The sequence below is a fragment of the Microbispora sp. H10836 genome (assembly GCF_012999525.1).
GTDB lineage: Bacteria > Actinomycetota > Actinomycetes > Streptosporangiales > Streptosporangiaceae > Microbispora.
On sequence record NZ_JABBWU010000012.1, the window covers coordinates 24026 to 34576 of the forward strand.

Consider the following 10551-nt stretch of genomic DNA (forward strand, 5'->3'; position numbering starts at 1 on the left):
CGTTCGCGGAACCGTGTACGCACCGGAGGAAGGCATGGCGGGGCTGACCACAGCCGAGGTCACCGAGCGGATCGTCCGCGGCCAGGTCAACGACGTCCCCGCCCGGTCCTCCCGGTCCACTGCGGAGATCGTGCGGGCCAACGTCTTCACCCGGTTCAACGCGATCATCGGCGCCTTGTTCGCCGTCATCGTGGTCGTCGGCCCACTGCGGGACGGTCTGTTCGGCCTGGTGGTAGTCGCCAACACCGGGATCGGCATCCTCCAGGAGCTGCGCGCCAAGCGCGCCCTCGACGCCCTGGCCCTCATCGGGCAGGCCAGGCCCGTGGTCCGCCGCGACGGCGTGCGTGTCACCGTTCCCATCTCGCAGATCGTCCTGGACGATCTGATCGAGATCGGCACCGGAGACAAGTGCGTCGTCGACGGCACCGTCACTCAGGCGGACGGGTTGGAGATCGACGAGTCGCTGCTGACCGGCGAACCGGACCCGGTGCCCAAGCAGCCCGGCGATGCCGTGCTGTCCGGCAGCTTCGTGGTGGCCGGCAGCGGCGCCTTCGTCGCCACCAAGGTCGGCCGCCACGCCTACGCCGCCCAGCTCGCCGAGGAAGCCAGCCGCTTCACTCTGGTCCACTCCGAACTGCGCTCCGGCATCAGCCGCATCCTCAAATACGTGACCTGGATGATGGTCCCCGTCGCGGTCGCGCTGATCGTCAGCCAGCTGTACCTGCAGCACCACGACTGGCCCGAGGGGGTACGGCGGATGGTCGGTGGCATCGTGCCCATGGTCCCCGAGGGGCTGATCCTGCTGACCTCCGTGGCCTTCGCCATCGGAGTGATCAGGCTCGGCCGCAGAAGGTGCCTGGTCCAGGAACTGCCGGCCATCGAGGGACTGGCCCGGGTGGACATCGTGTGCCTGGACAAGACCGGCACCCTCACCCAAGGCGGCATGCGCGTCAGCGACCTCGTCACCTTCGACCGCGCGAGTTCGACGCACCCGGCCCAGGCCCTGGCCTGCCTCGCTGCCGCGGACCCGCGACCGAATGCCAGCCTGCAGGCCATTCTCGACGCCTACGGGACCAGTGAGCACAATGGCTGGCGCTGCACCGCCGTGCTGCCGTTCTCCTCCACCCGAAAGTACAGCGCGGCCGTACTCGACAGCCCGGACGGCGCGCGTGGCACCTGGCTGCTCGGCGCTCCGGACGTCCTGCTGCCGGCCGGTGATCCGCACCTGGCCACGGCCGACACCCTCGCCGCACAGGGACTGCGTGTCCTCCTCCTGGCCACCAGCGGCAACGACCTGAACCATCCCACACTCACCCAGCACGCCAACCCCGTCGCCCTGGTCGTGCTCGACCAGCGTCTACGCTCCGACGCGGCCGCCACGCTGCGCTACTTCGCCGACCAGGGCGTCGCCGCGAAAGTCATCTCCGGTGACAGCGCGGTCTCGGTCGCCGCCATCGCCGCCCGGCTCCACCTGCCCCACGCCGAGCATCCCATCGACGCCCGGCGGCTCCCCACCGAACCGGACCGGCTGGCCAGGACAGTGGAGGAGACGACGGTCTTCGGACGCGTCACCCCCAGGCAGAAACGCGACATGGTCGCCGCCCTGCAGGCGCGCGGTCACACGGTCGCCATGACCGGCGACGGGGTGAACGACGTGCTCGCGCTCAAAGACGCCGACATCGGTGTCGCCATGGGCACCGGCAGCGACGCCACCCGCGCCGTCGCGCAGATCGTGCTACTCGACAACGACTTCGCCGTCTTGCCGGCGGTGGTCGCCGAAGGCCGGCGCGTCATCGGCAACATCACCCGTGTCGCCAACCTCTTCCTCACCAAAACCGTGTACTCGGTGCTGCTCGGCCTGCTGGTCGTCATCTGGCGGGTTCCCTACCCGTTCCTGCCCCGCCACTCCACTCTGCTGTCCGCCCTCACCATCGGGCTGCCGGCGTTCTTTTTGGCCCTGGCTCCCAACACAGAACGCGCCCGGCCCCACTTCGTCCGCACTGTCATGCGGTTCGCCCTGCCCAGCGGGCTGATCGCAGGCACCGCCACCTTCGCCACCTACCTGATCGCCCGCCACCACTACGGCGCTGCGGGGCTCGGCGCCGCGACCAGCGCCGCCACTCTGACGCTCTTCTTGATCTCCTTGTGGGTTCTGGCCATCATCGCCCGCCCCTATACCCGATGGCGTGCAACCCTCGTGGTCGCGATGGCCGTGTCCTTCATGGCCGTGCTGGCCGCCCCATGGCTCCAACACTTCTTCGCCCTGAAACTGGTCGGCTTCCCCATCCCCTGGACTGCGGCCGGCGTCGCCGTCGTCGCCGCAGCCGCGCTCGAACTGGTCTGGAAACACAGCCGCAGAACCCCGACGAGTCGTCCTTCCCCGCCTGCCTGACCCGGGGATGCCGTCCGGCCTCGTCCTTCGCATTGTGCGAAAAGCGCGTCGCCGCCCGGCCGGGCACGCCGTTGCCCCGGCGGCGCTGGAGCTGCACCGGGGCAACGGAGCCGGTCCGCAGCCGGGCCTGGCCGGTGCGGTGCCGTTCGGTGCCGATCTCCAGCTGTTCCTCCGAGCGGGTCATCGCGTCGTCGCGGCCGATGCCCATGCGGTCGCGCTCCCGGCGTCCGCCCGCGTCGGCCCAGCCGGTCTCACCCGGCTGGTTGGCGCGCTCCCAGGAGGAGTCCCAGTCCAGGTCGTAGTAGCGGTACAGCTGCCGCTCCTGATCGGGCGGCAGGTGCCCGTCGGCGTCCAGGTCGACGTCGGGTGCGTCCTTGATGCGGTCCTTGTCGTAGGGAACCTCGACATGGTCGGCCACCAGGTCGGCGTCGCGCAGCGGGACGAAGGTCTAGACATTATTGTGGCTTTCGCCCTCTTGGGTCCGCCTGGATGTGGCCTCAGGTAACCACCCTGTAGCTCCCGGAACATCTCGGCCTACACTCCGCATCCTGGTCCCTTGACCCGCATTGAGTGAGGTGAGGGTGGATGACGGCCGATTCTCCCGACACGACTCGTCAGGCAGGGCGTTCCCGCGCGAGGGGGGCGTTGGCCGTCCTGGCGCGCCTGCTGGCGGCCCTCGCCGTGCTGGTCCTCGCGCCGGTCCTCGGCTTGGCGTCGCTGGCCGGCATGGCGAGCGTGACCACGAACCCGGCCCTGGCGGTGTTCCTCGGCCTGGCCGTCTTCGCGTCGGTGTTCTTTCTCGGCCTGCTGCTGTTCGTGCCGCGGCCGAGGACGGCCCCCTGGCGCCGGGTGCGAGCCGCGATCCTTGTCCTCGTCGAGACCTTCGTCGTCGTACGTGTCGTGCCGGCGACCATCCGGCCGTTCCCCGACACCCTGTCGGCCCGGCCCGAGGTGGCGGGGCAGCGATACTGGGACCTGCCGACCGGGTCCCGCATCGCCTATGTCCGCATGGCGCCCAAGCAGCCTCAGGCCTCGACGCCGGTGGTTTTCCTGCACGGCGGACCGGGGGTCGCGGACATGGAGCGGGACGCCGCCTTCTTCGGCGCTCTCACCTCCGACGGGTACGTCGTCTACGTGTACGACCAGGTGGGCGCCGGCAGTTCCGGGCGGCTCGCCGATCCCCGCGGCTACGGGCTCGCCCGCGACGTCGCGGACCTGGAGGCCATCCGCCAGGCCGTCGGCGCCGAGCAACTGATTCTGATCGGCCACTCCTACGGCGCCCAGGTCGCCGCCGCCTACCTCGCCCACCATGCCGATCACGTCGCCAAGGCCGTCTTCTCCTCGCCCGGCTCCCTGACACCGAGCCCGACCGGCGCCGCCCTGCTGAGCCGGCTCGACCCCGGCCAGGGCCGTGCGCTCTCCCTGGACCTGCTCCACCCGCGCGCTCTGGCCGCCTACACCCTGGTGCAGGTGAATCCCCAAGCCGCCCACGCCCTGGTCGGAGACGACGAGATGGACGCCCGCTTCGCGCGCTACTACGAACTCCTCCAGCCCGCGCTCCACTGCCGGGGCGCGACCGTCGGGCGGAGCGTGGCCGGCGTGGGGGCCTACGCGAATCTGTCCCCCCAGGCGTTGGGGGCCCCGCCGCACCCCGACCTGCGACCCGCGCTCGGCGCGACCACCACCCCTGCCCTCGTCCTCAAGGGCTCGTGCGACTACCTGAGCTGGTCCTCGGCCATCGAGTATCGGCGGGTGCTGCGCGGAACCGAGGTGGTCTACCTCCGTCACGCGGGTCACGACGCGTACCAGGATCAACCGGGCGCCTATCTGGCGAGCCTGCGAGCGTTTCTGGCCGGCCGTCCCGTGCCGGCGTACGACAGTGACCAGCCGCCCGCTGACTACGAAGGACCTCGGTGATCGGCCGGCCATGGCGGACAGGGTTGCGCCGCCGCGTACAGATCGTCACTGGCCAATACGCCGGAATCGCGGCCCTGGTCGTCATCTCCGTCATCGCCGCCCTCGGCCTGACCATCATCTCGACCAATGGGTCGGCCTGCTCGGCTTGGTTCCCCTCGCCCTGGGCGTCCGGGGCCTGATCAAAGCCATACGCGCCAAGGATTCCGACGACCAACCCCCATCGGCCGTGGCCTGCGGCCTCTTTTCTGTAGCAAGCGTCACTGTCGCCAACGGCGCGGACAACATCTCGGTCTACACGCCGACGTTCCGCACCATCGGCGTGAGCGCAACCCTGATCACCGTCGCCGTATTCGCTGTCCTGGTCGCCCTGTGGTGCCTGATCGGAACCTTGCTCGGCTCCCACAAAAAGATCACCGAGTTTGTCGAGCGCTACACCTTCTCTGAACTCAGGATGCGAACGGCTCACTCGTCGGCATCGGCCGACCGTGCTCCCGCGATGCTCGGGTGAGGACAACCCGGGGTCATGTCCGCATGAGGCATGCGAGGAGCGCCAGCTTGTCGGCACTGTCGGTGCCGGGGTCCGGGTGGAGGACGACGAGCGTCTGACCTGGCGCGCCGCTGACGCCCAATCGCTCCCGGTTCAGCCAGAGGCCACCGACCTGAGGGTGCTCGATGTGCTTGGGTGTGCCTTCGCACGTGTTCACGTCGTGGCGGGCCCACAGCCTGCTGAAGCGGGAACTGGCGAGGGAGAGTTCGCCGACGAGTTCGATGAACCGGGGGTCGTCCGTGTCGGTGCCGACGGACTCGCGAAAGCCGGCGACCATGCCCTGCGCGGCGTCCTCCCAGTCCGGGTAGAGGGTCTGCTCGGCGAGGTCCAGGAACACGTCGCGCAGGCGGTTGCGCCCCGCCACGAGTCGCGGCGACAGAGCGGTGGCCGGCGCGTTGGCGGCGAGGACATCGAAGTAGCGGCCCTCCACGTACGCGGGGAGCGGGAGCGTGGCGACGAGCTTGGCGACGCCGGCAGGGACGGTTTCCTTCCGGGGCCGCCGTCGCCCCCGCGGTTTTCCCGCCCCGAGGCGGAGCAGGTAGGCCGTCGCGTCGTCATCGAGCAGCAGCACGCGGGCGAGGGACTCGAGGACCTGCGTGGAGGGGTTGCGGTCGCGGCCCTGTTCCAGGCGCAGGTAGTAGTCGGCGCTGATGCCGGCGAGCATCGCGACCTCCTCCCGGCGCAGGCCCGGCACGCGCCGTACGCCCACGGCAGGGATGCCGGCCTGTTCAGGAGTGACGAGCTCGCGGCGGGCGCGTACGTAATCGCCCAGGAGGTTGGACTCGTCCCTCATGGCCCCACTGTAGGTCGCGCGCTTTCGTGTGTACCTGGTCCTGTCACCCCCAGGATCGCGGGGGCTCTGGCTCTGCCAGCGGGTGAGCGGAAACCTCGCCTCAGACGAACGCCGGCTGAATCGGCTGGTGGTCCCTTCCGCGAACAAGGAGCTACACCATGTCGACCTTTCTGCTCGTACACGGGGCCTGGCACAGCGGGCGATGCTGGGAGCGGGTGGTCCCGTTGCTGGCATCGGCCGGGCATCGGGTGATCGCGCCGTCGCTGACCGGCTTCGGCGACAAGGCACATCTGTTCGGCCCCGAGGTAGGGCTGGACACGCACGTCGACGACGTCGTCAGACTGATCACCGAAGAGGACCTCACCGACGTGATCCTGGTGGGCCACAGCTACGCCGGGCTGGTCATCTCGTCCGCCGCCAACCGGATCCCGGATCGGATCGCCCATCTCGTCTATCTCGACGCGATGGTCCCGGAGGACGGCGAGAGCGCGGTCGATGTGCAACCGGTGACCCAGACCCTCATCGATCGCGCCGCGGAGTCCGGGGCCGGCTGGCGGATCCCGCCGATGCCCGAGTCGCCGCCGCCTCTGGGCCTGTTCGGGGTCACCGACCCGGCGGACGTGGCGTGGCTGCGGACGATGTTGTCGGATCAGCCGGCGCTCTGCCTGCGGCAACCGGTCCGGCTGGACAACCCGGCCGTGCACGCGATTGCGCGGACGCACATTCATTGCGTCGCGGACATGCCGGAGGGCATCGAGCGGCGGCCCGTACCGGCGACACAGCCCAACGGCAGCCCGGCACAGGTGTGGGAACTGCAGACGGGCCACGACTGCATGATCACCATGCCGGCCGAGCTCACCGACCTGCTGCTCAAGCTCGGCTGACCCGCCCGCGGTGGCCTCGGCCCTCATTGACCTGGCCTGGTATCTGGGGATCGTCCGGCTGGTCGGTGCGGCCGAGCGGTTCTTCAAGCGGCCCGCCGTACGCCGTTACCTGGAGTACGTGTCAGGAACCCTGCTGATCGGTCTGGCCGTCCGCCTCGCTCTGGCGACCAGGCCCTAGAGCGTTTTCGTCGGTGGGACCTTCCTGCCGCTACTAAGGTTGTGGACGTGAGTCCGAGGCCGGTGCGCGCGGTGGACGCCGAGGAGAAGGTCGACCGGCAGGCGCGGATCCTCGAGGCGGCGCTCCGGCTGCTGTCCCTGCAGGGCATATCCGGAGTCAGCATGCGTGCCGTCGCCCGTGAAGCCGGGGTCTCGCTGGGGCTGGTGAACTACCACTACGAGGACAAGACGAGCCTGATCCGTGCGGCCCTGCACCGCATCGAGGAGCAGGACATCGCGCTGGTCGAGCCGGACCTCACCCTGGAACCGGAGGAGCGGCTGCGGGCCGCGCTGAAGCGGGTGGCCGACCCGGAGTTCCTGACGACGGAGTACCTGTCTCTGCGACTTCAGCTCTGGGCGCTCGCCCAGGCCCACGAGGACTTCGAGCGCATCAACACCGCGGCCCAGAGACGCTACCGCGCCGGGCTCGCCGCCCTCATCCACGCGGCCCGCCCCGAGCTGTCACCCGACGAGTGCGGCGAGCGGGCCGCCGACATCGACGTCATCCAGAACGGCCTGTGGCTCACGGCCCTGCTGGGGCTCGACCGCGACTCGATCGGCAGGAGCGTCCGTCGCTGTGAGGAGATCGCGCTCGCCGACTGACCGCCTGTGCGACGACGACGAATCTGAACGATCGTTCAGGAACATATTGAACGATCGTTCAGGCGCTCGTATGCTCCCATCATGGCACCTGTCACGATGGCCGACGTACGCCGCGTCGGCACCGGTTTCCACCAGGACCCCGAACGATCGATGTCGCTGCGGTCGGAGGCGTACACGGACCCGCGGTGGCTCGATGTCGACGTCCGGGCCGTTTTCGCCCGCACGTGGCAGTGGGTCTGCCACGTGGAGAAGCTCCGGTCGCCGGGCAGCTACGTGTCGGCCACCGTGGCCGGCATGCCGATCGCGATCGTGCGCGATCGTGACGGAGCGCTGCGCGCGTTCTACAACGTCTGCAAGCACCGCGCCCACGAGTTGCTCACCGGCTCCGGCACCACGCGCAACATCGTCTGTCCGTACCACGCGTGGACCTACGGCCTGGACGGGCAGCTGAAGGCGGCTCGTCGCGCCGACAAGATGGCGACCTTCGACAAGAGCGAGATCTGTCTCGACCAGGTGCTGGTGGAGGAGTTCGGCGGCTTCGTCTACGTGAACCTGGACTCGGGCGCCGCTCCCCTGGCCGAGCAGGCCGGGGACCTGGCGGCCGAGATCGCCAGGTGGGCCCCCGACGTGGCCGGACTGACCCTCGCGAAGCGGCTGACCTACGACATCGCGTCCAACTGGAAGAACGTCATCGACAACTTCCTGGAGTGCTACCACTGCCATATCGCCCACAAGGAGTTCGTCGACCTCGTCGACATGGACACCTACGAGGTGAAGACGTACGGCATCTGGTCGAGCCACTTCGCCGAGGCCGGCAAGCAGGAGAACTCCGCGTACGACGTCGCGGGCGCGTCGGTCACCGAGCACGCGGTCTGGTGGCTGTGGCCCAACACCTGTCTGCTGCGCTACCCCGGCCGCGGCAACTTCATGGTCCTGCAGGTGATTCCGGCCGGTCCCGACCGGACCCTGGAGACCTGGGACTTCTACTTCGAGACGGCCGAGCTCATGGATGCCGAGGTGGAGGCGGTGCGGTACATCGACGAGGTGCTGCAGCAGCAGGACATCACCATCGTGGAGAGCGTCCAGCGCGGCATGAACACCCCGGCCTTCGACCAGGGCCGCATCGTCTACGACCCGGACGGCTCGGGGCTGTCCGAGCACGGCGTGCATCACTTCCACGGTCTCGTCCTCGACGCCTACCGGTCGTGGGTGGAAGGGACCGCCGCCGGGCGCGACCACGCGGACGCCACGTGGCGTCGTCGGCATCCGGCCTGACCCTCACCGAACTGCAGGCCGGCTGGGACCGTCCGGACCGGCTCGTCCTCGGTCCCCCCTTCAACCCGCCGCATCTGATCCCCCTCGTCGAGGTCATGGGCAACGACCGGACAGGCGCCGGCGTGGTCGACCGGGCCCGTGACTTCTACGAGTCCGTCGGCAAGGTGACGATCGAGGTCAAACGGGAGGTCCCCGGCCACGTCGCCAACCGGCTGCAAGCCGCCCTGTGGCGAGAGGTCATCCACCTCGTCAACGAGGGCGTGGCATCCGTGGACGACGTCGACACCGCCATCTCGTACGGACCGGGCCTGCGCTGGGCGGCCTGGGGACCGACGACGCTGTTCCACCTCGGCGCCGGAGAGGGAGGCATCGCCGCCTTCTGCGAGCGGTACGCCGACAGCTTCAACCGCTGGTGGGACGACCTGGGTCACCCCCATCTGGACGAGGCCACCGCGGCCCGGCTGGCCGGCGGGCTGACGGCCGCCGGGTCCGGTGACCTCGATGCCCTGGCCGCGCAGCGCGACGCCATGATCGTGGCGGCGATCCTGGCGGCGGGGCGCGTCAAGGGAGGTGTGGAATCGCCGGCGTAACCCTCGACCACACGTCGTTCGCCGTCCACGACGCGATGGGCTGGGCACGGCGGCTGCGGCGCGAGCTGGGCGCGACCCCGATCTTCGGTGAGCGGCTCGCGGAGTTCGGGTACCTGCTGCTCCACGTCGGCACCGCCGACGAGGGCGCGAGACTGGAACTGCTCGAGCCGAGGGACGAGGGGTTCCTCACCCGATTCCTGGACGCCCGCGGCGAGGGCCCGCACCACATCACCTTCGTCGTACCGGACCTGCGTACGACGGTGCTGCGGGCCCGCGCGCTCGGCCTGACCGTCGTCGGCGAGGACTACGACCACCCGCCGTGGCGCGAGGCGTTCATCGCGCCCGACCGCAGGCACGGTGTCGTCATCCAGCTCGCGCAGTCCGACCGGAGCTACCCGCCTGCCGGCCGGCTGCTGTCGAGCCGTACCCGTGTCGTCGAGGACTTCCCCAGCTCCCGGGGAGCCACCGAGCCGCTGTGGTGGACCGGGCTGTGGGAGACCGCACCGGGACCGGTCGCACGGCTGGGGACGACACATCTCGCGTCGACGGACCTCGAGTTCTCCCGGCTCGTCTTCGGGGAGCTGCTGGAGGCCCGGGTGGCCGGAGACGACTCGGAGCTGGACCTGTCGTGGCCCGGCGGATCGGTCCGGGTGCACGCCTCGGACCGCGCGGGCGTGACCGGGATGAGCCTGCGCGGCGGCCCCGCCGGCGGCATCGCGATCGGCCCCGCCCGGCTCGACGACAGGACCCCCGGCGCGTCACCAACCTACTGACCGAGTACACCTAGTCGCGCGGCGCGTACATGATGACCAGGACACCCAGCAGGCAGACGGCCGCTCCGATCAGATCCCACCGGTCGGGGCGGAAGCCGTCCACCACCATGCCCCAGATCAGCGAGCCCGCGACGAACACGCCTCCGTAGGCGGCGAGGATCCGGCCGAAGTTGGCGTCCGGCTGGAAGGTCGCCACCAACCCGTAAAGGCCCAGGGCGACGAACCCCGCCCCGACCCACAGCAGCCCGCGCTGTTCTCTCACTCCCTGCCAGACGAGCCAGGCACCGCCGATCTCGGCGAGCGCGGCGACGACGAACAACAGGAGAGAACGCGCGACGGTCACGGCTGCGACTGTAGAGGAACGGTCACCGTCTCCTGCTTCCGGCAGCCGCAGGCGGCCCGGTACAGGATGCAGCCCCGCGATATGCCTTCTGTGGTGGTTCATCCCTGTTCTCCTGGCAGGGGTATCCTGCTGCGCACATGTCACCGACTTCCCCCCGACATCAGTGGGGCCCGCGGTGTGGCAAACGGCACGGTACGGGAGTCCGGTGCGAGCGAGCT

At 69.8% G+C, this 10551-nt stretch carries 11 protein-coding genes; 9 read left to right on the top strand and 2 right to left on the bottom strand.

Annotation, left to right across the window (positions count from 1 at the left end; all coding sequences use genetic code 11):
- The first annotated feature begins 34 nt into the window (after nt 1–34).
- The 3 genes from HHX30_RS21980 to HHX30_RS21990 all read left to right on the top strand — a co-directional run bounded on the left by HHX30_RS21980 (nt 35) and on the right by HHX30_RS21990 (nt 4817).
- Nucleotides 35–2392 (top strand): HAD-IC family P-type ATPase, encoded by a 2358-nt coding sequence (locus HHX30_RS21980; RefSeq protein WP_169983864.1) that lies wholly within the window; start codon nt 35–37, stop codon nt 2390–2392.
- Nucleotides 2393–3037: 645 nt separating this feature from the next.
- On the top strand, nt 3038–4309 hold the full coding sequence (locus HHX30_RS21985; RefSeq protein ID WP_169983865.1) for an alpha/beta fold hydrolase: 1272 nt from the start codon (nt 3038–3040) through the stop codon (nt 4307–4309).
- A gap of 145 nt (nt 4310–4454) precedes the next feature.
- Nucleotides 4455–4817: a cadmium resistance transporter gene (locus HHX30_RS21990; protein WP_249350315.1), complete on the top strand. Its 363-nt coding sequence runs from the start codon at nt 4455–4457 to the stop codon at nt 4815–4817.
- Nucleotides 4818–4830: 13 nt separating this feature from the next.
- On the opposite strand, the gene HHX30_RS21995 is transcribed toward HHX30_RS21990, so the two are convergent.
- On the bottom strand, nt 4831–5649 hold the full coding sequence (locus HHX30_RS21995; protein ID WP_169983866.1) for a helix-turn-helix domain-containing protein: 819 nt from the start codon (nt 5647–5649) through the stop codon (nt 4831–4833).
- A 158-nt stretch (nt 5650–5807) separates the two neighbouring features.
- Here HHX30_RS21995 and HHX30_RS22000 point away from each other — a divergent pair, with 158 nt between their 5' ends.
- The 6 genes from HHX30_RS22000 to HHX30_RS22025 all read left to right on the top strand — a co-directional run bounded on the left by HHX30_RS22000 (nt 5808) and on the right by HHX30_RS22025 (nt 9990).
- Nucleotides 5808–6533 carry an alpha/beta hydrolase family protein gene (locus HHX30_RS22000; protein ID WP_169983867.1) on the top strand — a complete coding sequence of 242 codons (726 nt, stop codon included), beginning with the start codon at nt 5808–5810 and terminating at the stop codon, nt 6531–6533.
- A 10-nt stretch (nt 6534–6543) separates the two neighbouring features.
- Nucleotides 6544–6711 (top strand): hypothetical protein, encoded by a 168-nt coding sequence (locus HHX30_RS43340; RefSeq protein WP_169983868.1) that lies wholly within the window; start codon nt 6544–6546, stop codon nt 6709–6711.
- A gap of 47 nt (nt 6712–6758) precedes the next feature.
- On the top strand, nt 6759–7352 hold the full coding sequence (locus HHX30_RS22010; RefSeq protein WP_310741779.1) for a TetR/AcrR family transcriptional regulator: 594 nt from the start codon (nt 6759–6761) through the stop codon (nt 7350–7352).
- An 81-nt stretch (nt 7353–7433) separates the two neighbouring features.
- Complete coding sequence (locus tag HHX30_RS22015) at nt 7434–8627, top strand: SRPBCC family protein (protein ID WP_211592361.1); 1194 nt, start codon at nt 7434–7436, stop codon at nt 8625–8627.
- Entirely contained in the window at nt 8603–9217 is a 615-nt protein-coding gene (locus tag HHX30_RS22020) for a 3-hydroxyacyl-CoA dehydrogenase NAD-binding domain-containing protein (RefSeq protein ID WP_211592362.1), read from the top strand. The genes HHX30_RS22015 and HHX30_RS22020 overlap by 25 nt, the downstream gene beginning before the upstream one ends.
- On the top strand, nt 9205–9990 hold the full coding sequence (locus HHX30_RS22025; protein WP_311922770.1) for a VOC family protein: 786 nt from the start codon (nt 9205–9207) through the stop codon (nt 9988–9990). The genes HHX30_RS22020 and HHX30_RS22025 overlap by 13 nt, the downstream gene beginning before the upstream one ends.
- A gap of 10 nt (nt 9991–10000) precedes the next feature.
- Here HHX30_RS22025 and HHX30_RS22030 read toward each other — a convergent pair whose 3' ends face one another.
- Nucleotides 10001–10333: a YnfA family protein gene (locus tag HHX30_RS22030; RefSeq protein WP_311922705.1), complete on the bottom strand. Its 333-nt coding sequence runs from the start codon at nt 10331–10333 to the stop codon at nt 10001–10003.
- Nucleotides 10334–10551: the final 218 nt, after the last annotated feature.